Source organism: Halobacillus sp. AWH4_228 (assembly GCF_056158365.1).
Genome location: NZ_JBSWTE010000001.1, coordinates 236,676 through 259,109 on the forward strand (window position 1 = coordinate 236,676; position 22,434 = coordinate 259,109).

Annotated in this window: 20 protein-coding genes, 2 tRNA genes and 1 other annotated feature; of the genes, 6 read left to right on the forward strand and 16 right to left on the reverse strand. The window is 49.1% G+C overall.

Going from position 1 to position 22,434, the window contains the following annotated elements:
- Positions 1–17: 17 nt before the first annotated feature.
- The 4 genes from modA to ACXADP_RS01335 are packed head-to-tail and all read left to right on the forward strand — an operon-like array spanning position 18 to position 2,601.
- On the forward strand, positions 18–797 hold the full coding sequence (gene modA, locus ACXADP_RS01320) for a molybdate ABC transporter substrate-binding protein (protein WP_474970169.1): 780 nt from the start codon (positions 18–20) through the stop codon (positions 795–797).
- A complete protein-coding gene (modB, locus tag ACXADP_RS01325; RefSeq protein WP_474970461.1) occupies positions 797–1,477 on the forward strand; it encodes a molybdate ABC transporter permease subunit in 681 nt (226 codons plus the stop codon). The genes modA and modB overlap by 1 nt, the downstream gene beginning before the upstream one ends.
- A gap of 36 nt (positions 1,478–1,513) precedes the next feature.
- A complete protein-coding gene (locus tag ACXADP_RS01330; protein WP_474970168.1) occupies positions 1,514–2,125 on the forward strand; it encodes an NAD(P)-dependent oxidoreductase in 612 nt (203 codons plus the stop codon).
- 23 nt (positions 2,126–2,148) lie between these two features.
- Positions 2,149–2,601, forward strand: coding sequence for an NUDIX hydrolase (locus tag ACXADP_RS01335; protein ID WP_474970628.1), 453 nt, complete (start codon positions 2,149–2,151; stop codon positions 2,599–2,601).
- 59 nt (positions 2,602–2,660) lie between these two features.
- Here the strand turns inward: ACXADP_RS01335 and ACXADP_RS01340 are convergent, their stop codons facing one another.
- Both ACXADP_RS01340 and ACXADP_RS01345 read right to left on the reverse strand, forming a co-directional pair.
- Complete coding sequence (locus ACXADP_RS01340) at positions 2,661–3,344, reverse strand: deoxynucleoside kinase (RefSeq protein ID WP_027955844.1); 684 nt, start codon at positions 3,342–3,344, stop codon at positions 2,661–2,663.
- Positions 3,341–3,982, reverse strand: a complete 642-nt coding sequence (locus ACXADP_RS01345) for a deoxynucleoside kinase (RefSeq protein ID WP_027955845.1) — start codon at positions 3,980–3,982, stop codon at positions 3,341–3,343. Before ACXADP_RS01345 ends, ACXADP_RS01340 begins: the two co-directional genes overlap by 4 nt.
- Positions 3,983–4,198: 216 nt before the next feature.
- Here ACXADP_RS01345 and ACXADP_RS01350 point away from each other — a divergent pair.
- Positions 4,199–4,271: transfer RNA gene (locus ACXADP_RS01350), tRNA-Arg, on the forward strand.
- Between the two features lie 147 nt (positions 4,272–4,418).
- On the opposite strand, the gene ACXADP_RS01355 is transcribed toward ACXADP_RS01350, so the two are convergent.
- The 6 genes from ACXADP_RS01355 to guaB all read right to left on the reverse strand — a co-directional run bounded on the left by ACXADP_RS01355 (position 4,419) and on the right by guaB (position 10,783).
- Positions 4,419–4,511, reverse strand: a tRNA-Ser gene (locus tag ACXADP_RS01355).
- A 196-nt stretch (positions 4,512–4,707) separates the two neighbouring features.
- The gene (gene serS / locus ACXADP_RS01360; protein WP_474970165.1) at positions 4,708–5,982 is read right to left on the reverse strand and encodes a serine--tRNA ligase; all 1,275 of its coding nucleotides are present in this window, start codon (positions 5,980–5,982) and stop codon (positions 4,708–4,710) included.
- A 44-nt stretch (positions 5,983–6,026) separates the two neighbouring features.
- Positions 6,027–6,240 (reverse strand) — a binding site (T-box leader).
- A 35-nt stretch (positions 6,241–6,275) separates the two neighbouring features.
- The gene (pdxT, locus tag ACXADP_RS01365) at positions 6,276–6,866 is read right to left on the reverse strand and encodes a pyridoxal 5'-phosphate synthase glutaminase subunit PdxT (protein WP_474970164.1); all 591 of its coding nucleotides are present in this window, start codon (positions 6,864–6,866) and stop codon (positions 6,276–6,278) included.
- Between the two features lie 17 nt (positions 6,867–6,883).
- A complete protein-coding gene (gene pdxS / locus ACXADP_RS01370) occupies positions 6,884–7,768 on the reverse strand; it encodes a pyridoxal 5'-phosphate synthase lyase subunit PdxS (RefSeq protein WP_027955848.1) in 885 nt (294 codons plus the stop codon).
- Between the two features lie 119 nt (positions 7,769–7,887).
- Positions 7,888–9,219, reverse strand: a complete 1,332-nt coding sequence (locus ACXADP_RS01375) for a serine hydrolase (protein WP_474970629.1) — start codon at positions 9,217–9,219, stop codon at positions 7,888–7,890.
- A 94-nt stretch (positions 9,220–9,313) separates the two neighbouring features.
- Positions 9,314–10,783, reverse strand: coding sequence for an IMP dehydrogenase (gene guaB / locus ACXADP_RS01380; protein ID WP_206934994.1), 1,470 nt, complete (start codon positions 10,781–10,783; stop codon positions 9,314–9,316).
- Positions 10,784–10,836: 53 nt separating this feature from the next.
- On the opposite strand from guaB, the gene ACXADP_RS01385 reads away from it, so the two are divergent.
- Positions 10,837–11,670 (forward strand): YaaC family protein, encoded by an 834-nt coding sequence (locus ACXADP_RS01385; RefSeq protein ID WP_474970630.1) that lies wholly within the window; start codon positions 10,837–10,839, stop codon positions 11,668–11,670.
- 18 nt (positions 11,671–11,688) lie between these two features.
- Here ACXADP_RS01385 and ACXADP_RS01390 read toward each other — a convergent pair whose 3' ends face one another.
- From ACXADP_RS01390 to dnaA, 8 genes are all read right to left on the reverse strand, one after another.
- Positions 11,689–12,789, reverse strand: a complete 1,101-nt coding sequence (locus tag ACXADP_RS01390) for an HD-GYP domain-containing protein (RefSeq protein ID WP_474970631.1) — start codon at positions 12,787–12,789, stop codon at positions 11,689–11,691.
- A gap of 74 nt (positions 12,790–12,863) precedes the next feature.
- Positions 12,864–15,404 (reverse strand): DNA gyrase subunit A, encoded by a 2,541-nt coding sequence (gyrA, locus tag ACXADP_RS01395; protein WP_474970632.1) that lies wholly within the window; start codon positions 15,402–15,404, stop codon positions 12,864–12,866.
- A 72-nt stretch (positions 15,405–15,476) separates the two neighbouring features.
- Positions 15,477–17,399: a DNA topoisomerase (ATP-hydrolyzing) subunit B gene (gene gyrB / locus ACXADP_RS01400; protein ID WP_474970159.1), complete on the reverse strand. Its 1,923-nt coding sequence runs from the start codon at positions 17,397–17,399 to the stop codon at positions 15,477–15,479.
- A 63-nt stretch (positions 17,400–17,462) separates the two neighbouring features.
- Complete coding sequence (gene remB / locus ACXADP_RS01405) at positions 17,463–17,747, reverse strand: extracellular matrix regulator RemB (protein ID WP_027955855.1); 285 nt, start codon at positions 17,745–17,747, stop codon at positions 17,463–17,465.
- Between the two features lie 10 nt (positions 17,748–17,757).
- A complete protein-coding gene (gene recF / locus ACXADP_RS01410) occupies positions 17,758–18,876 on the reverse strand; it encodes a DNA replication/repair protein RecF (protein ID WP_027955856.1) in 1,119 nt (372 codons plus the stop codon).
- A gap of 12 nt (positions 18,877–18,888) precedes the next feature.
- Entirely contained in the window at positions 18,889–19,110 is a 222-nt protein-coding gene (gene yaaA, locus ACXADP_RS01415; RefSeq protein ID WP_027955857.1) for a S4 domain-containing protein YaaA, read from the reverse strand.
- A 260-nt stretch (positions 19,111–19,370) separates the two neighbouring features.
- Complete coding sequence (dnaN, locus tag ACXADP_RS01420) at positions 19,371–20,510, reverse strand: DNA polymerase III subunit beta (RefSeq protein ID WP_474970158.1); 1,140 nt, start codon at positions 20,508–20,510, stop codon at positions 19,371–19,373.
- Positions 20,511–20,684: 174 nt separating this feature from the next.
- Entirely contained in the window at positions 20,685–22,040 is a 1,356-nt protein-coding gene (gene dnaA, locus ACXADP_RS01425) for a chromosomal replication initiator protein DnaA (protein WP_027955859.1), read from the reverse strand.
- Positions 22,041–22,434: the final 394 nt, after the last annotated feature.

Genomic DNA, 22,434 nt, shown 5'->3' on the forward strand with positions numbered 1-22,434 from the left:
CCGAAAGGAGGCTGTTTATGAAAAAAAGCATATGGGCTGCTTCCGTAATCCTTCTCTTCTTTTCAGCCGGATGCGCGAGTGCCAGTGAAAAACCGACCGTGACCATAGCTGCTGCGGCCAGTTTGACAGATGCTATGGAGGAAATCGTTCCATCCTATGAAGAGGCCTACAACGTCGATGTGACCTTATTATTAGGAAGTTCCGGTAAGTTGGCACGTCAGATTGAGCAGGGGGCTCCTGTCGACGTTTTTCTATCTGCCGATACCCGATGGACGACCTACTTAAAAGAACGTGGATACACGGATGATGCGCAGATGGAAACCTTTGCGGAAAACCGGCTCGTCGTTATCAGTCATCAGGAACACGCAGCGGCCGGCTCCCTGGACGCATTGAAAAAGGCAGCGGAAGATCAAACGACAGCCATCGGTAACCCGGACAGCGTCCCTGCTGGTACATATACGAAACAGGCGTTGGAAACGATTCACCTTTGGGATCAGATGGAAGATGACATGGTCTTTGCCGGAGATGTCCGGCAGGTGCTCACTTATGTAGAATCCGGCGACGCGGACTATGGTGTCGTCTATGCCAGTGATGCCTTCACATCGGACAAGGTACACGTCACCGCAGAAGTCGACCCGTCTTTACATGAATCGATCATTTATCCTGCCGCCGTCATTACAAAAAGCCGGGCTGAGGAGGCCGCCTCTGACTTTATAACCTTCCTGTCTACAGAAGCGGCCGGTAAAACCTTAGAAAACTATGGTTTTACCGCTGCAGGGGATGAAACGAACGAATGATGAGCATCAGTCCTCTCCTGCTCTCCCTAAAAGTAGCAGCCATCGCCACCATGATCGTTTTCATATCCGGGACGCTTGCAGCACGATTGATTTCCCGGAAAATATTTCCCGGGAAAAGTTTACTGGAATCATTATTTCTCCTGCCTCTTGTCCTCCCGCCGACCGTCATTGGCTTTTGTCTTCTATATGCGTTCGGCAGGAATGGCTGGGCTGGGCGGTTATTGATGCACTGGTTTGACCTGCAGGTGGTGTTCAGCTGGACAGGAGCTGTCATCGCTTCCGCCGTCGTCTCCTTCCCGCTGATGTATCAAAGTGCGGCGGCTGCTTTTCAAAACTATGATACACAGCTGGAAAATGCGGCTCATAATCTTGGTGCTTCCAGAGCAAAGGTATTCTTCACGATCGCGCTGCCGCTGGCCTGGCCGGGACTGCTCGCCGGCCTTGTCATGACATTCGCCCGATCTCTCGGAGAATTCGGAGCGACGTTGATGGTGGCCGGCTATATTCCGGGAGAAACCGACACCATTCCTCTTGCCATCTACTTTGCCGTCGAATCCGGACGGATGGAGGAAGCTCTCCTTTGGGTGCTTACAATTATCGCACTCGGATTCAGTGCTGTATACTGGCTGCAGACATGGAGCAGACGGAAAATCAATTTTTTCAGGCATCATTCTTCCTGAATGGGCGTTTCTAAAATAAATCAATGAGGTGAGATCATGAAAATTGTTGTTTTTGGTTCTACCGGTGGAACAGGAAAGGCCTTTGTCGAACAAGCTCTGGAATCCGGCCATGACGTTACCGCTTTTCTGAGGGATCCCGAAAAGCTCCGCATAAATCATGAACGACTGAATAGGGTACAAGGGGACGCAAGGAATGAGGAGGATGTTCGCCAGGCCGTCCTCGGACAGGAGGCCATTGTCTCCTGTCTCGGTTCAGAATCGTTGAAAGACCGCAGCACCCTGACCACTATGACGGAAAACATCCTGACCGCTTCCGCGCAGCATAACATCAAGCGGCTTCTCTACGTCGCCTCTGCCGGGCTGTACAATGAAATTCCCGGACTGACCGGGTGGATGAGCCGGATAATTTTAAGAAACGTCCTGCACGATCACCGCCGGGCGGTCAATGCAATCATAGCAGCGGATATGGATTATACGATTGCCCGTCCGATGCGCCTCCTGGATGGACCTGTCACAGGGAATTACCGGACGTCCGAAACCGTGCCGCAGGAGGGCCGAAGCATTTCCAGAGGGGATGTGGCCCATTTTCTGCTTCACGCACTTGAAGAAGGCACCTATGTAAAGGAAACAACAGGACTCGCTGATTAACGCTTCGAAAGGAGAACAGCCATATGGGATATGTAGAAGATTTAAGGGCGCTTGTCGGTCACCGGCCGTTGATCTTCGTCGGGGCTGTCGTCGTTATCGTGGATGACCAGGGGCGCATCCTCCTGCAGCAGCGAACGTCCCCGCACGGCGTCTGGGGGCTGCCCGGAGGATTGATGGAACTCGGGGAAAGCACGGAAGAAACAGCCAAACGGGAAGTGCGGGAGGAAACGGGGTTGACGGTCGACAAGCTGAACCTATTCAATGTGTACTCCGGGGCGGACCAATTTATCCGGGCTGATAATGGCGATGAGTTTTACGTTGTCACAACGGCCTATGATACGGACACATACTCCGGTGATTACCGCATGGACCCGAGAGAGTCGCTCCAGTTTAAGTTTACGCCGCCCGATAAGCTTCCTGCTTCCATGGTCGGCAGCCACCGGAAAATGATCCATGACTATTTAAAAAAACCATAAAAAAACCGGTACGATGATCAGCGGTGATCATCGTACCGGTTTCTTCATTTATACCCATATTACGTAAGCAGACGGCTGGAACGCCATTTACGGGACTGCTGGATAAAGTGACCGATTTTTTCAAGAACCGGCTCAATGCTGTTTTCATCATTGAGGACATCATAGTCCGCAATGTTCAGGCGCAGCACAGGGCAGGAATTGAAATTGTCGATCCAGTTGTCATAACGGTTGAACATTTCCTCCCAGTATTCGACAGGTGTTTCCTGTTCCATCGGACGTCCACGCTCTTTAATACGGCCGAGAACATCATCGAAGGAACCTTCCAGATAAATGAGAAGGTCAGGATGAGGGAAATAGGGCGTCATGACCATGGCATCGAACAGATTACGATACGTTTCATAATCCGTTCCTGACATCGTCCCTTTTTCATAGTGCATCCGGGCAAAGATGCCGGTATCCTCATAAATGGAACGGTCCTGGATGAATCCGCCCCCGTATTCGAAGATTTTCTTCTGCTCCTTAAAGCGTTCAGCCAGGAAATAAATCTGCAGGTGAAAACTCCAGCGTTCAAAATCCTGGTAAAATTTATCAAGATACGGATTGGTCTCCACTTTTTCAAAAGATGTCCGGAATTTGAGAGCATCCGCAATCGCATTCGTCATCGTAGATTTTCCGACACCGACGGTACCGGCAATCGTGATCACACTATCATGTGGAATACCGTAGCGTTCACGTGCATTCATTTGATAACTTCTCCTTTATTTAAATGCTGTTCAACTTGAGCAACAATGTAGTTTAAATCGTCCTGATGCTTTACGAAATCCAAATGATCTCCATTGAGGCGGATCACAGGAATGTCCGGATGCGAGGCTTCAAAATGGCTCATGAAATCCTCATAATCCTGGGAAAGCTGTTCAAGATAAGCGGGCTGAATATTGGCCTCCACATCACGGTTCCGCATACGGATGCGGTCCATCAATGTATCAAGGCTTGCATGAAGATAGACGACCATATTCGGTTTAGGCATATCATGTGTTAATATATCAAAAATCTGTGCGTATTTATCAAATTGTTCTTCTCTAAGGGTTCGACGGGCGAAAATCATATTTTTTGAAATATGATAATCCGCTACAACAGGCTTGCCAGCTTGCAGATATTTACGTTCAATGTCTTCCAGCTGCTTGAAACGATTGCAAAGGAAAAACATTTCCGTCTGGAAGCTCCATTCTTCAATATTGTCATAAAACTTGCCTAAAAACGGGTTCTCCTCAACGATTTCCTTCAACAAGTGAAAATCAAACTGGGAGGCGAGCTTTTTAGACAGAGACGTTTTCCCAACCCCAATGGGCCCTTCAACGGAAATGAAAGGTAGATCTCCCATCGCTGTTCCTCCTTCAAACTCTATTCAAGCGGGATCAGCCGTTCAGCGGCCTACCCTTGTTCTTTTTCGACTACAAAAAACGATCCTTTTTGACAGACAGGTATCATTTTATCATATCCACCTGTCGGAAGTAACAGGCGGAGATGCATTTTCATCAAAAGGATTCCTTTGCAATCTCTGGATTCTTTAGTATAATATGACTCGTACGCTTCTCAGGCCCCCGTAGCTCAGGGGATAGAGCATCGGTTTCCTAAACCGTGTGCCGCAGGTTCGAATCCTGCCGGGGGCATTCTCTATAAACATCAGCACTCTGCCTGATCCAGGCAGGGTGTTTTTTTATATCAGCATCATTTGGGCAAAAAAAAAATCGTTACACGTAGTAACGATTTCTGTTCTATAAATCTCCAATATTTATGCGCGATTGTTATAAATAAAATGGCGGAGGAGGAGGGATTCGAACCCCCGCGGGGCGTAAACCCCCTGGCGGTTTTCAAGACCGCTCCCTTCAGCCAAACTTGGGTACTCCTCCGTGTGACCGACAAGTAATATATTATCATGGCCTGTAGTGACCGTCAACACTCTCCGTAAATTTTTTATAAAAATTTGTCGAAAGGATCCGGATGATGCCACCTCGTAATTATACAAAGCCCCGGCGCTGCAGTCAAACCTGTGTCTCCCTATAATAAAGAGCGGCGTGGAGGCACTCCCGCCGCTCTTCTGCTGTTTTATCGGATGACTTCTTTTCCACCCATATATGGGCGGAGGACTTCCGGTACAACGACGGTACCGTCCGCCTGCTGATAATTCTCAAGAATAGCGGCGACGGTACGGCCGATCGCAAGGCCGGAACCGTTCAGCGTGTGGACAAATTCCGGGCGTCCTTTTTCTTCACGGCGGAAACGGATCCCGGCACGACGCGCCTGGAAATCCTCGAAGTTGGAGCAGGAGCTGATTTCCCGGTAGGTTTCCTGACTCGGGATCCACACTTCGATGTCGTATTTCTTGGCGGCTGTAAATCCAAGATCACCGGTACACATGCTCATGACGCGGTAGGGAAGCTTCAACAGCTGAAGGACCTTTTCAGCATGCCCGGTCAATTCCTCAAGCACATCGTAGGATTCCTCAGGTTTTGCCAGCTGGACAAGTTCGACTTTGTTGAACTGGTGCTGACGGATGAGTCCGCGCGTGTCACGTCCGGCAGAGCCGGCTTCAGAGCGGAAGTTGGTGCTGAAGGCGACAAATTTCTGCGGCAGGTCCTCGCTGGACAGAATCTCTTCCCTGTAGTAGTTCGTCACAGGCACCTCTGCGGTCGGGACAAGGAAGTAATCCCAGTCTTCAATCTTAAAGGCGTCTTCTTCGAATTTCGGCAGCTGGCCCGTTCCTGTCATAGATGTACGGTTGACCATCTGTGGCGGAAGCATTTCCTGATAGCCGTGATCATCGGCATGCAGGTCCATCATGAAGTTCAGCAGCGCACGCTCCAGGCGGGCACCGATGCCTTTATAGAAGACAAACCGGCTGCCGGTTACTTTTCCTGCGCGTTCAAAGTCGAGAATACCAAGGTCTGTGGCGATATCCCAGTGGGGTTTCGCTTCAAAATCAAAGACAGGCGTTTCTCCAGAGCGGCGGGCTTCGATGTTATCCTCTTCATCCTCTCCGACAGGTACGCTTTCATGAGGGATGTTCGGAATGGATAAGAGGAGCGTTTCCAGCTTCTCTTCCACTTCCTTCAGCTCCGTGTCGAGCGTTTTGATACGGTCGCCGACTTCACGCATTTCCTTAATCTTGTCATCGGCGTCCTCTTTGTTTTTCTTCAGCTGGGAGATTTCCTTGGAAACGTCATTCCGGCGCGCCTTCAGCTCCTCAGTCTCCTGAATCAGCTCACGGCGCCGGCTGTCGAGTTCACCAAAGGCATCTAAATCAGAGAGATCTTCGCCCCGCTTCTCCAGCTTTGCTTTCACTTCATCAAAGTTCTGACGTAAAAATTTCATATCCAACATGTGTATGTCCTCCTTTTTTTCATATAAAAAAACTCCCGTCCCATATAAGGGACGAGAGCTTTGTTTATGCTTCCCGCGATACCACCCAGGTTGAAGGTTCATGACCTTCCGGCTCGACTCATAACGGTGAGGGGCCGGTCCAGCGTTATCAGCCGGACACTCAAGGATGGATTCACATGGCTCTTCCGTCAGTTTTCACCAGCCACTGACTCTCTGGAGGAAGAGGAACATGCTACTATGTCCTGTCATCGCGTTCATTCTTATTTGGTGATCTTAGATTAGCTGAATTCACCTTACATTGCAAGGCTTTTTCGGGATTGCTCCACCATTTTTACAAAATGTAAAACTAACCGGTGGTCATCTGTCAGTTCAGGGTGGAAGGAACAGGCGAGGTAATGGTCCTGCTGGGCAGCCACAATATGACCATCATAGCGGGCCAGTACCTTCGTCTCTTCTCCTACTCCCTCGATATAAGGAGCTCGAATGAACACAGCTGTAAACTGATCGGCGACTCCGTCGATATTCAGGTCGGCTTCAAAGCTTTCCCTTTGTCTGCCGAATGCATTACGTCGGACTTTGATATCCATGAGTCCGAGATGGACATCATACGAGCCGTCAATTTCAGAGGCAAGCAGGATCAACCCTGCACACGTACCGAAGATCGGCTTCCCCTGCTTTCCGAATTCACGGATCGGTTCAAGGAAGTCATACTTATCAATCAAGCGGCGGATCGCTGTGCTTTCACCGCCGGGAATAATCAGTCCGTCAATGTCCTCCAGCTGTTCTTTTCTCTTAACAACAACGCCGGTGGCACCAGAGGCTTCTACGGAGCGGATGTGCTCTCGAAAAGCTCCCTGCAGACCTAATACACCGATAGTAGTCATGCTGCATTCTCCTTTTCTTACTGACTGCGCTCCTGCATACGCTGATCAGGAGTAAGCGTGGACATTTCCATGCCTTTCATCGCTGTGCCGAGTCCTTTGGACAATTCACCGATCAGTTTGTAATCGTCGTAGTGAGTGGTAGCTTCTACAATCGCACGGGCAAACTGAGCAGGGTTGTTGGACTTGAAGATGCCGGAACCGACGAATACGCCGTCCGCACCAAGCTGCATCATAAGCGCAGCATCAGCTGGTGTCGCAATTCCGCCTGCAGCGAAGTTGACGACAGGAAGGCGGCCTTCTTCACGAATTTCCATAAGAAGGTCGAATGGTGCACCGTTTTCCTTGGCAAAGACCATCACTTCGTCTTCTGCAAGGCTTTGAAGGTGACGGATTTCTGATTGGATCTGACGCATATGACGGACAGCTTCCACGATGTTTCCTGTTCCCGGCTCACCTTTTGTACGAAGCATAGAGGCGCCTTCACGGATACGGCGTGTAGCTTCACCGATGTTACGGCATCCGCAGACGAATGGAACCGTGTAATCATCTTTTTTGATATGGTAGATCTCATCAGCCGGAGTCAGTACTTCACTTTCATCGATGTAGTCGACACCCATCGCTTCAAGGACACGGGCTTCTGCAATATGGCCGATACGTGCTTTGGCCATGACAGGGATGGATACAGCATTCATCACTTCTTCAACAATTGTCGGGTCAGCCATACGAGCTACGCCGCCGGCCGCACGGATGTCGGCTGGAACACGCTCAAGGGCCATAACCGCCACCGCACCTGCTTCTTCTGCAATCTTCGCCTGCTCTGCATTGACAACGTCCATGATGACGCCGCCTTTCTGCATTTCAGCCATTCCACGTTTTACGCGATCAGTACCTGTTTGTGACATGTTAATTTCCTCCCTAACAGCTATATCGTTCAAGCATTTATTTTTGAATCATAGATTCTTACTCTCTATTGTATCGCATCTCAGCCTTAATTCCCACTCATTAAATAGGGATTTTACCGTTAGAACCAGCCTTTCACCATATCGACGGCCCCTGTGAAAATATCACTGAAGAATTCACCGATTCCACCAAGCATCAGCATGAACCAGTTGGCTTTCTCCACCGCTTCTGAAGTGACGATATCAACCGTCTGTCCTTCTTCCTTCACAAGGTTTCCGTAGCTTTCGTCCCCTGTATAGACAAGCTTGGCTGTTCCGACTTTCTGACCTTTCTCAACAGGCGCCACAAGCTCGCCGTCTTCGTTGAGCTGATCTTCAGAGATGACAAACTCCACCTCATATTGTTCTTGTTCGCCGCTCTTTAAAAGGGTGCTCAAAGCTTCACTCGTCTCAATCGCAACAGACTCTTCTTTTCCTTTCGTCACAGAAAGAGAATTCTGATCCTCAACTGTTTCACCGGCAGCCAGAAGTTCCTGCCTTGTAAACTGGTTGAATCCGTAATCAAGAAGCGTCCGTGTCTGATTGAAACGGGAGGAACGTGTTTCCGATTTCATCACAACAGAGATGAACCGCTGGCCATCACGCTCAGCTGTACCTGTAAATGTGTTGCCGGCAAGTTCTGTATAACCCGTCTTCAAGCCGTCCATACCTTCGTATTCAAACTGCTTCAAGTTCTGCCCCGGCATACCAGGAAGCATCCAGTTCCAGTTGGTCACCGTCTGATCGGCGAATTCCAATGTAGGCTTGCTGGAAACCTCCAACGCTTCCGGATAGTCGTTCGTCAAATGATAAGCCAGCAAGGCCGCCGATTTGGCCGACATCATATTGGTGGCATCCGGATCGGTGCCTTCAGGATAGTTGTCCCCCAGATGGTTATTGTTCAACCCGGTGGCATTGACAAACTCATAATCCGGCAGTCCCATTTCCTCTGCCTTGGCATTCATCATCTTGACGAATTCGCCTTCGGTTCCAGCTACCAGTTCAGCAAGCGCAATCGTCGTTGCGTTATCCGAGTTGATCGCCATCGCTTCATAAAGCTCACGAACCGTGTATTGTTCATCTAAACGTAAGCCGACACCGGAGAATTCCGGATTGGCTGATATATCAAAAGCATACTGACTGACAGGGGTCTTCTGATCCCAGCTGATTTTCCCCTCTTCCACAGCCTCCATGACGAGATATTCCGTCATCATCTTCGTCATACTGGCCGGCGGCAGTGTCAAATCCGCTTCTTTCTCAAACAAAATTTTCCCGGTTTCTGCATCTACAAGTATCGCTGATTTTGCCCCAACATCTACGCTTGCGTATGTATGTCCGGGATTGGCACTTACAGCGAAAATCCCGATTAACAAGGACATGATTAAGGCGATAGATGTTTTAAATCTTTGTGTCACTTTCTCTACCTCCACCCTTTAATTATGCATCCCTGTTATTTTATCACATGCGTATATAAAAGAATAGACAGGGAATAGTCCCTGTCTATCTAGGTCAAACGGAGTAGTTCGGCGATTCTTTTGTAATCTGGACATCGTGGGGATGGCTCTCTCTGAGTCCTGCTCCTGTGATGCGTGTGAACTGGCTGTCCGACCTCAGAGAATCAAGGTCCGGTGTTCCACAGTACCCCATCCCAGAACGAAGACCGCCGAGCAGCTGGTGGATGCTGTCGGCCAGAGGTCCTTTATACGGCATACGGCCTTCAATGCCTTCCGGTACAAGCTTTTTCGATTCCGATTCGTTCTGGAAGTAACGGTCCTTGGAGCCGGACTCCATCGCACCGACGGAACCCATACCGCGGTACACTTTGAAACGGCGTCCTTGGAAGATTTCTGTTTCTCCAGGGCTTTCGGATACTCCGGCAAGCAGGCTTCCGAGCATAACCGCATGTCCACCGGCAGCAAGCGCTTTGACGATGTCACCGGAATATTTAATACCGCCGTCGGCAATGACCGGCTTACCAAGTTCCGCCGCTTCTCTCGCACAGTCATATACCGCTGTGATCTGCGGCACGCCGACACCAGCGACAACACGGGTCGTACAGATGGATCCAGGTCCGATACCGACTTTAACCACATCCGCTCCTGCTTCAATCAGTTCGCGGGTGGCATCAGGAGTCGCCACGTTTCCAGCGATAATGTTGACGTGCGGATGACGGTCGCGGATCCGTTTCACCTGTGCGATGACGCCCTGGGAGTGGCCGTGGGCTGTATCGACAACAAGAGCGTCCACACCCGCTTCGACAAGCTTATCAATCCGTGTCATCGCATCGGCTGTGACACCGACAGCGGCTGCACACAACAGGCGTCCCTGCTCATCCTTGGCCGACTGCGGGAATTCAATCACTTTCTCGATATCCTTGATGGTAATCAGACCTTTCAGGATACCCTGATTATCGACCATCGGCAGTTTCTCGATCTTATATTTCTGAAGAATCTTTTCAGCTTCATCGAGTGTTGTCCCTACAGGAGCTGTGACAAGGTTTTCGCTCGTCATCACTTCCTGGATCTGAATGGAATAGTCTTCAATAAAACGGAGGTCACGGTTTGTCAAAATGCCGACAAGCTTCTGCTCTTCTTCATTGTTCACAATCGGAACACCGGAAATCCTGAATTTGCCCATCAAATGCTCGGCATCAAACACCTGGTGCTCGGGAGTTAAAAAGAATGGATTCGTGATGACGCCGCTCTCGGAGCGTTTGACACGGTCGACGTGTTCCGCCTGCTCTTCAATGGACATGTTCTTATGAATAACACCAAGACCACCCTGACGTGCCATTCCAATGGCCATCGCCGCTTCTGTCACAGTGTCCATACCGGCACTGATAATCGGCATGTTCAGCTTGAGCGTCGGGGAAAGTTCCGTCCTCAGGGATACATCGCGGGGCAGTACATCAGATTTCGCAGGTAAAAGCAGTACATCATCAAACGTTAATCCTTCTTTTGCAAACTTGTCTTCACGCATGCTTGACCTCTCCTTTTTCTTAAAAATAATCTGGGTATAAGTGGGTAAAATAAGTGGAACAGCAGGAAGCTACCATTTCTTATTGTTATTTACAATACGACAATGACCGCCCTTTTTCAACCATAAAAATGAAGGCGGAGCAGCGGATCAAGAAGGAGGGAAGAACGATCATGAGACGGCCGGATTCTTTTTTGCAGTACATGCAGGTAACTTCTCACACCCGTCCATTTCTGCATGCCTGCTATACGGATGGGAAGCATTCCAGAGTGGAGCACCATGCCTACAACAATGCGGAGCGGTTCATGTACGGCCTCACTCTCGGGGGAGAGTATGTCAGTTCTGCTTCCTCCACCCCCTTAAGTGTGCAGCCTCTCCTTTTATATTACGGCCTGAACCATTATTTGAAGGCTTGTCTATTGACGGTGGATCCCGGCTATCCGGCTACAGCCAAAGTGCTTGCCCATGGTCTATCAACAAGGAAAAGAAAGAAACAGCAATACCGTTTTCTTGAAGATGAGATCCGAATTCAGCCGCACGGGCTGTTTCCCCATGCCGCGTTTCATCTGTTCGATTTTTCCGCAGAGAAAGAAAAGGCAGCCATGGATGAACTGCTCCGTCCTTTACCAGCTATGCAGGAGCTTTACTCGTTGAAAAAATGTCAGCTGGAACGTGAAGGGACGGCATGGCCGGAACTGCTCAGCTATTTCGCCGTTCTCTACAACCTCAGTATGCTCGTCCGTTATGAAGGGGATTGGTGGGGAGAGATGGAACAGATGCGGGACAGGGAGGATTACGTCTTTATCGTTCATTTTCTGCAGACCGCGATGGATCAGGTGCCGGCATTGATCAGCACATGGTTAAAAGACCGGCACCTGTCCATACAATGACAGAGGCCGGTCTTTGATTCAATCGTACACTTCTTCAATATGAAGCTGGAGATATTCCTTCAACTGGATGATATCCCCGGTTTCCAACAGCTTGATCATCGGCCGGGTCGGATGGGACATTTCCGCAAAAAGAACTTCCGCTTCCTGCTTATCCGAAAGGCGGACTTTTACGCCTGTTGAGAAATTGGCGATTTCTTTTTTCAGCGTTTCTATGACTTTATGGTCATACCTGCCGAAATGTTCATGCAGCAGTTCCTCTAATACTTTATACGGGGACTGCTTCGAACGGTAGATCCGCTCACTCGTCATCGCGTGGAACATATCGCAGACAGCAATGATCTGGCTGAACGTATGAATCTTTTTCTTCGTCAGTCCAAGCGGATAGCCGGTGCCATCGAGACGCTCATGGTGCTGGAGGACGGCGAGTTTTGCCTGACTGCTCAGAGACGGAATGCGTTCAATGGCGCGGTAGGAATAGGTCGGATGATTTTTCACCTGTTCGTATTCCCGTTCCGTCAGGGCACCCTGCTTATGAAGGATACGCTGATCGATTTTCGCCATTCCCGCATCGCACAGCACGCCGGCCAGGCCGACCTGAATCCACTCTCCGTAATTGAACCCAAGTTTAGAGGCCAGATATCCGGCCATCACGCCTGTCGCTATGCTGTGGTGATAGATATAGTCCTCGCTTGTGCTTAGATGATGAAGGTGAAAGACTTCCTTGGAAGCAGACGCCGTTCTTTCCAATAGAGGGACCATGACGCTGCGGACGGCTCCCATATCGACAGGCGCCCCGCCCTGCCATGCACGGAACCACTCCCTGCACGCTTCGACGGCTTCCCTGTATTCATCCTGGAAGGAAAGAACGGCCTTCGTTTGCCTTCCGGAAAAAGAGGAAGCTGCAGAACCTTTCTTCTCTCCCGCTTCCCCGGCTGTAAATGGACGGCCGTCCACTTTACGGGTGGCCACCTCCACGTACTCGATGTGGAAGCTTTTCAAAACATCAATATGAACCGGGGTTAATGTCGTATTTTTAGGGATGATCGGTCGATGGGTACGCCCCATCACATCCTTGATAAGCAGGCAGCCGGTCTCCACTTTTTCAGAAGCCACTTTCATTATTTTCCTCCACCCTTCCAATAAGGTATAAAAAAAGCCGCCTGCCGCAAAGGGACAGGCGACGATCATGTGTTTTATGATTCATCTGAAGGATCTTCTGTTGTTTCCGGCTGACCTTCGACCATCGGCGTCTCTTCCGGAGACTCCGGGTCCATCAGCTCTGCTGCTTCCTCTTCTTCCTTCTCGGAATCCACTCGTGCAACCGTTGCAACTTCCTCCCCGTCGCCGAGGCGGATGAGACGGACACCTTGTGTGTTCCGGCCGGTTTCAGAGATGGTTTCCATCGGCATACGGATCAAGACGCCGCTTTCGGTGATGATCATGATATCCTCTTCACCGTTAATGGCTTTCGTTGCGACGACATAGCCATTTTTATCCGTCAGGTTACATGTGATGATTCCTTTACCACCACGGTTGGTGATGCGGTATTCATCTGCCGGTGTACGCTTGCCGTAACCTTTACTTGTCACGGTCAGCACCTGCAGGGAATCATCAACGATTTCCATGGATACGACATCATCGTCCTCACGGAGCGATATTCCCTTCACTCCTGCTGCTGTACGGCCCATGGCACGGATTTGATCTTCGTTGAAGCGGATCAGGTACCCGTTCTTCGTTCCAATCATAATGTCCTTGTTTCCATCTGTCAGGCGGACGGAAATCAATTCATCATCCTCACGCAGTCCAAGGGCAATCAGACCGCCTTTACGGATGTTGGCAAACTGGGAAAGGGTCGTCCGTTTAGTAATCCCGTTCTTCGTTGTGAAAACGAGATACCAGTCATCAGCGAATTCGTTGACGGAAATCACGGCGTTGATCCACTCATCACGCTCCACGTTCAGCATGTTGATGATCGGAATCCCTTTCGCTGTACGGCTGAACTCCGGTACTTCATAGCCCTTCGCCTTATAGACCTTCCCTTTGTTCGAGAAGAACAACAGCGTATTGTGGGTGGATGTGGAAAGCAGATGCTCCACAAAGTCCTCTTCATGGGTACCCATGCCCTGCACTCCGCGTCCGCCGCGGCGCTGGGAGCGGTAAGTGTTGGCCGGAAGACGCTTGATGTATCCCTGGTGGGTCAGAGTCACAATGACCGTCTCCTCAGGAATCAAGTCTTCGTCTTCAATGAAGTCTGTACCGCCGAGCACGATTTCTGTGCGGCGCTCATCATTGTAGCGCTCTTTAATATCCATCAGTTCCCCGCGGATGATTTCCAATACTTTCTCATCATCTGCAAGAATCGCTTTCAATTCAGCGATCAGCTTCATAATATCCTGGTATTCTTCTTCGATCTTTTCGCGCTCAAGACCAGTCAGACGCTGCAGACGCATATCAAGAATCGCCTGGGCCTGCTTTTCTGAAAGGCTGAAGCGTTCCATCAAGCCTGTGCGGGCGATTTCCGTCGTCTGGGATTCACGAATCAACGCGATCACTTCATCCAGATGATCAAGAGCAATTCGTAAACCAGCAAGGATGTGGGCCCGGGCTTCGGCCTTTTTCAGCTCATACTCTGTACGGCGCCGGATGACGACCTTCTGGTGATCCAGATAATATTCCAGGCACTGCTTCAAGTTAAGCACTCTCGGGTGGCCGTTGACGAGGGCGAGCATGTTAATGCCGAATGTGGACTGCAGGGCCGTCATTTTGTACAGGTTGTTCAGCAGTACATTCGGGTTGACGTCCCGGCGCAGTTCAATGACAATCCTCATGCCGTTCCGATCTGATTCGTCACGAAGATCGGTAATTCCGTCCACTTTCTTATCACGGGCGAGGTCGGCGATTTTTTCGACGAGCCGGGCTTTGTTCACCTGATAAGGAAGCTCGGTGACAATCAGGAATGGTTTACCATTGGACTGCTCTTCGATTTCCACATGGGCGCGGACGGTCAGGGAGCCTTTTCCGGTTTCGTACGCTTTACGAATCCCGCTTAAACCAAGAATTTTACCAGCTGTCGGGAAGTCCGGTCCGTAAATATGGTTCTCCATCAATTCCTGGATGGTAATCTCCGGATCCTTACTTAACGCCAGCACCGCGTCGATCACTTCCCCAAGCTGATGGGGCGGAATGTTGGTCGCCATACCGACGGCAATTCCTGATCCTCCGTTGACGAGAAGGTTCGGGAATTTGGCTGGAAGCACTTCCGGCTCCCGCTCCGTGCCATCGTAGTTGTCGTTGTAGTCTATCGTATCCTTGTTGATATCCCGGAGAATCTCCATGGAGATCTTCGACATCCGGGCTTCGGTGTAACGCATCGCTGCCGCTGCATCGCCATCGACAGAACCGAAGTTTCCGTGTCCGTCGACAAGCATATAGCGGTAGTTGAAGTCCTGCGCCATCCGCACCATCGTATCGTAAACGGCAGAATCACCGTGAGGGTGGTACTTACCGATCACCTCTCCGACAATACGTGCGGATTTCTTGTAAGCTTTGTCTGCATGCATACCGAGGTCGTGCATGGCATATAGTATTCTGCGGTGTACAGGTTTCAAACCGTCTCTGACATCAGGCAGAGCCCGGGCGACGATAACACTCATCGCATAGTCCAGGAAGGATGTCCGCATCTCCTGGCTGATATTGATTTCCTGCACGCGCGGGCGCTCGGGTTGATCGACCATTCTATTTACCTCCTAGTTGCCTTAAAGGAAGAGAGGAGCCTTATGAAAAAAGCTCCATCTCCGATCTATCTCTTACACATCAAGGTTCTGAACATACTGCGCATTTTCCTGAATGAAGTTACGACGCGGTTCCACTTTGTCTCCCATCAGGATATCAAACGTTTCATCCGCTCCAATCGCATCTTCCAGGCTGACCTGTAGCATCGTCCGTGTTTCCGGATCCATTGTCGTTTCCCAAAGCTGCTCCGGGTTCATTTCTCCAAGACCCTTATAACGCTGGACGCTTGGTTTCGGTGAACTGGACAGCTCCGCCAGTTTCGCATCCAGCTGTTTGTCGCTGTACGTGTAGTACACCGCTTTCCCCTGCTGGATTTTATAAAGAGGCGGCTGGGCAATGTAAATGTAGCCCGATTCGATCAGTGGACGCATGTAACGGTAGAAGAAAGTGAGAAGCAGCGTCCGGATATGGGCGCCGTCCACATCAGCATCCGTCATGATCACGATTTTATGGTAACGGGCTTTGGAAATATCAAATTCTTCCCCGATTCCTGTACCGAGGGCTGTAATAATGGCCCGGACCTCATTGTTGGACAGGATTTTATCAAGGCGGGCTTTTTCCACGTTGATGATTTTACCACGCAGCGGAAGAATCGCCTGGAAATGACGGTCCCTTCCCTGTTTGGCTGATCCACCCGCGGAGTCACCCTCAACAATATACAGTTCTGATATGTTGGCATCCTTGGAGGAGCAGTCCGCCAGTTTACCAGGCAGGTTGGAGACTTCCAGCGCGTTTTTACGACGTGTCAGTTCACGAGCTTTCTTCGCAGCCATACGGGCCCGGGAAGCCATCAGACCCTTTTCGACAATCGTCTTCGCCATCGTCGGGTTTTCAAACAGGAACTTTGAGAAGGATTCCGAGAACAGCGCATCGGTAACGGTACGGGCTTCACTGTTTCCGAGCTTCGTCTTCGTCTGCCCCTCAAACTGGGGATCCGGGTGCTTGATGGAAATAATCGCTGTCAGACCTTCACGAACGTCATCACCGGTCAGGTTCGGGTCGGTCTCCTTGAACATACTGTTCTTTCTCGCGTAATCATTGATGACACGGGTCAGTCCGGTTTTAAATCCGGATTCGTGTGTCCCGCCCTCATACGTATGAATGTTGTTGGCATAGGAATAAATATTGCTGGCGAAACCGTCATTGTACTGCATAGCGATTTCGATCGAGATTTCATCCTGCTCCCCTTCGATGAAGAACGCATCATGAATCGCTTCACGGGTGCGGTTCATATGTTCAACGTAGGAAAGAATGCCTCCTTCGTAGTAGTAATCGACGGGATCTTCATCCGTACGTTTATCTTCAATCGTGATCGTCAGGCCTTTGTTCAAAAAGGCAAGCTCACGCAGCCGGTTGGCCAGGACCTCAAACTTGTATTCCTGCGTTTCCTGGAAGATTTCATCATCAGGGATGAAATGGATGCGGGTACCGGTTTGATCGGTCTCCCCGACTACTTTCAAGTCTTCTTCCGGTACGCCGCGCTTGTAGGACTGGTAGTGGATCTGACCATCACGGTGGACGAAGACTTCCAGTTTTGTAGACAGGGCGTTTACGACAGAAGCACCAACACCGTGAAGTCCTCCGGAGACTTTATAACCGCCTCCGCCGAATTTACCTCCGGCGTGAAGAACCGTCAAAATAACCTCGACAGCCGGACGTCCGGTTTTTTCCTGAATACCGACAGGAATCCCGCGTCCGTTATCCGTAACGGTGATGCTGTTGTCTTTTTCAATCATGACCTGGATGTGGTCACAATGGCCGGCCATCGCTTCATCGATACTGTTATCGACAATTTCCCACACGAGGTGGTGCAGCCCTTTTTCATTGGTGGATCCAATGTACATGCCGGGACGCTTCCGAACAGCTTCCAGACCTTCAAGCACCTGTATCTGACTTTCATCATAGGTCTGCTGTTCTTCGATAATATCTTCCTTCATGGTACTCACCTACATTTCTCAAGTGGTTTGACAGTAATCTCTTACACCAAATGTTCTCTCTATCTATTCCATTGGCTCTTCGGAAAAATCCTCGAGCTTGTTCAGCGTCGTCATCATGTTCGCCCGCTTTTTCAGCGTGTACACGGAAAGAGGACTGAAATAAATAACATCACTGGTAATGACGATGGCTTTTGCCTGATGCTCCTGTGATTCTATGACGCGTCTGTTTTTCCGCTGGCTGACGATCATTTCCTCGATGATGGATGAGGAGGAAATCAAACTATGATCGATAATAGCCACGACATCCTTCGACTGAATCACATGATCATCCCCAATGTGAATAAACATGCGGTACACCTCATTTCTCTATCTCGATCGTTCCTTCTTTCACACGGAAAATGGCCGCTTCTTCCAAAGCTTCATGCTCAATCCCGTCGATGCTCGTAGTCGATACAAACGTCTGGACTTTCCCCTGGATTGTATGAAGCAGGTGGGACTGACGGAAATCATCCAGTTCGCTTAGAACATCATCCAGCAGCAGAATCGGATATTCTCCTACTTCACTATGAATCAGTTCAATTTCAGCGAGTTTCAAAGATAAGGCTGTCGTCCGCTGTTGACCTTGCGACCCGTATGTCTGGACGTCTTTTCCGTTTACGTAGAAAACCAGATCATCCCTGTGAGGGCCTGCCAAAGTGGTCCCCCGTTCGACTTCCTTCGTTTCGATTTCCTGGAACTTCTCTATATACGTCTTCTTTATTGTTTCCAAATTCATATCCTCTGATACTTTCACACTTGCATCATAGGAAATTTCAAGCTGTTCAAGGCTGCGGCTGATCCCTTCATGGATCGGACCTGCCCAGGATCTGAGAAGTTGGAGAAACTTGAAGCGTCGTTCAATGATGGTCACGGCGTGCTCCACAAGCTGCTCGGTCAAAATACCGAGCATCGTCCGGTCCGCCTGCGGTTTGCGCTGAAGATCCTTCAACAGGTGGTTCCGCTGCTTCAAAATCTTTTGATACTGCCCGAGATGATAGATATAGGCAGGCTGGATCTGGCCGATTTCCATGTCAATAAACCGACGACGCACCTGAGGACTCCCTTTGACGAGATTCAAATCCTCAGGTGCAAACATGACAACATTCAAAGCGCCGATATAGTCACTGAGACGCTTCTGCTCAATATGATTCAACTTCGCTTTTTTCCCTTTGTTGGAAATGATGATCTCCAGAGGAAAGCGGCGGTTACGTTTATAGATCGTCCCTTTTATTTTACCATATTCCTGGTCCCACTGTATCAATTCTTTGTCCCGCGGCGTCCGGTGGGACCGGGTAAAGGCAAGCGTATAGATGGCTTCCATCAAATTCGTCTTTCCTTGGGCATTTTCACCAATAATCACATTGATTGTATGGTCGAAGCTCAATGAAAGCTGCTCGTAATTACGATAAGAACGCAGGGACAGCTCATGGATATACATAGATGGAGGGGGTTACCCTTCGCTTACAACTGTATAGCTGCCGAATTCCTCAATCTCCACTGTATCGCCCACGTACAGTTTCCGGCCTCTGCGGTTTTCCGGTTCACCATTTACATTCACTTCAAATTCAGCCAGAAAAATTTTCACCATTCCACCAGATTCGACAACGTTCGCTAATTTCAGAAACTGCCCGAGTGGGATGTATTCTGTGCTGATTCCAATTTCTTCGCTCATATATTTTCACCCTATTTCATGAATTCACCTATCTCTATATTTTACTAAAGATAAAGGTGTAAGGAAAGTCCAATCCCTCGAACTCTTCTGCTGCCGGTTGTTTAAACCGGATATCCCCAATGTGGATAACTTCATTTCTTCTTCCCTGTGGTTTTCCACAGGTGCTTTTTCTGCGGATTCCTCCTGTTTTTGAGGACAAAAAGAAGAAGGTGCTCCTATGAAAGTTATCGAGCACCTTCTTTTATTCAACGTTTTATATTTTAGTATGTCCGTACGGGAAGAATCAGCTGAAGAATCTGATCATCATCAACCGGACGGATCAGGAACGGACGCATGGCACCCGTAAATTCGACTTTCACTTGATCATAGTCGACGGCTTTCAGAGCGTCCATCATATATTTCGCACTGAAAGAGATTTTCAAGTCTTCCCCATCGACATCATTCGCCGTTACTTCTTCCACGACATTTCCGACTTCCGGTGAGTTCCCGGTAATTTCAAGATGGTTGGATTCTTTAGTCACAAGTCTTACGACGTTGTTGCGGTTCTCTTTTGCTAATAGAGAGGCACGGTCGACGGACTGAAGAAGATCCTTGGCATCGATCTTGACGACGGTTTTACTCTGCTCCGGAATCAAGCGGGATGTTTCTGGATAGTTTCCATCCAGCAGACGGGACAGGAAGTATAAATGCTTCGTACGGAAAAGGACCTGGTTGTCTGTTACGCTGATTTCAATTTTATCATCCGAATCGTCAAGAATTTTATTCAATTCTGTCAGACTCTTTCCTGGAATGACGACCGCAGGCAGGGATTTTCCTTCAGGCTGGTCAAGAGAGACTTTCCTTGACGCCAGGCGGTGGCTGTCGGTTGCAATGAACTCAAGGCTGCCTTCATCCATTTTCACATGGACCCCTGTAAGAATCGGGCGCGTTTCTGAAGTGGATACAGCAAATACCGTCTGTCTGATCAGGTTTTTCAAAAGATCAATCGGCAGTTCAAAGCTGTCCTCCGTATGAAGCTGGGGAAGCTGTGGATATTCTTCAGGGTCCTGGCCGTTCAAGTGGAATTCTGCATTCCCTGAGCGGATCGTGACATTTCTCGACTCATCGCTGGTGATTTCCACCGTGTTCTGCGGGAGCTTTCTTACGATATCAGGAAAATATTTAGCCTGAAGAATAATGCTGCCTGGTTCAATATCTTCTGCATACACGATGCCATCTTCTTCTGCAGGGATAAAAGATTCGATCGAGATATCTGAATCACTGCCTGTTAATTTAATTCCTTCTGAAGTGGCTTCTAATTTCATTCCCGTTAAGATTGGAATCGTTGTTCTTGAAGATATGGCTTTCATGACATTCTGCACACTATCCATCAACTGATCCCGCTGGATGACAAATTTCATTTCCGAACACTCCTCCTAATGAGCTTGTATTATATATTTTTTTATAAAAAAGGTCGTAATAGTACTAGTATGGGCTGTGGAATTGTGGATAACCTTATCAAAGCCTTTATATGGCTTGTTATACACATGTGGATAGGTTGTTGATGAACCTGCAACTACTGTCCACATTATCCACTAGTGGGATTTAAGCTGCTCTTTGATTTCATCGAGCTCTTTTTGGAGCTGCTGATCATCCGCGACCATTTTTGAGATTTTTTCATGAGCATGAATGACGGTGGTATGATCCCGGCCGCCGAACTCTTCCCCAATCTTCGGCAGAGAGAAGTCGGTCAGTTCTCTTGATAAATACATAGCGATCTGACGGGGGAAGGCTACGGATTTCGTCCGCTTTTTAGCAGGGAAATCTTCCAGCCTCACATTATATTTTTCTCCGACCATCTCCTGAATGGCTTCAATCGTAATCACCTTCGGCTTGGAGCTTGGAATAATATCCTTCAGCGCTTCAGCTGCCAGAGAGGCATTGATATCGCTGTTGATCAAGGAAGAGTAGGCAACGACACGAATCAAGGCGCCTTCCAGTTCACGGATGTTGGTGTCGATCTGGTTGGCGATGTAAAGCATGACTTCGTTCGGGATATCCAACCCTTCTGCCTTCGCTTTTTTCCTCAAAATCGCAATTCTTGTTTCCAGGTCCGGCGGTGTAATGTCTGTGATCAATCCCCATTCGAACCGGGAACGCAGACGATCTTCCAGGGTCGGGATCTCTTTCGGCGGACGATCACTGGAGATGACGATCTGCTTGCTTTCCTCGTGGAGCGTATTAAATGTATGGAAGAATTCCTCCTGTGTCTGCTCTTTGCCTGCGAGGAACTGGATGTCATCAATAAGAAGGACATCAACGCTGCGGTATTTATTTCTGAAATTGACGGCCTTGTTGTCCCGGATCGAGTTGATAAATTCGTTCGTGAATTTTTCCGAGGACAGATAAACGACTTTGGCATTCGGATTATGATCAAGCACATAATGGCCGATGGCGTGCATCAGGTGTGTTTTCCCAAGCCCGACCCCTCCGTAGATGAACAGCGGGTTATAGGCTTTTGCCGGTGCTTCGGCTACAGCCAGTGAGGCTGCATGGGCGAAGCGGTTGCCGGATCCGATGACGAATGTATCAAAGGTATATTTGGAATTGAGCATGCTCTGAGGCGATTCTTCATTTCCGTTATTTTTTACATTCGGAACCTTTTTGGAAGACAGCTTCACGTCCTCCAGGGCATCGTCCTTGGACTCTGGAATGATGAACTTTGTTTCCAGTTCGGCCCCCGTTACCTCATATAATGTTTCTGTAATCAAGCTTTCGTATTGGTTTTCAAGCCAGTCTCTGGCGAATTCGTTTGGAGCGACGATTGTCAGCGTATTTTCACTAAGGGAGTCGGCTTTTGTCGCTTTAAGCCATGTTTCAAAGCTGGGCTTGCTTATTTTTTCTTTTATATGGTCCAGCGTATTGTTCCATAGTTCGTGGATGTTCTCCAAATTGTTTCACCCCTCTCTGTTTCATTGGAAAACAAAAACACCTTTCGTTCTCTTTTTCGAACGTAGCAAAAGGATCGAAAGGCGCTCGTATAAGGTTTGTATAAGGTTGTACATCCTCATCAGTGCTGCACGGGTGTGGATGTTTGAATGTTGATTTTACTAGACTTCCAGAGAGTTATTTTCATTGTCCACACGCTTGTGTATAACTGCATGAACAGGTCTGTTAATAAATGTCCACATGTTATCCACAGTCTGTGGAAAAGATCTCAACTGTTTTGAAGTCAATCGCTGTTAAACACAAATATGATACCAGATAAAAACACGGCTTGCAATGGGTCGGCGTAACTTATCCACAATATCAAGGGCTTGTAGAAAACTTTCATCCACAGCACTG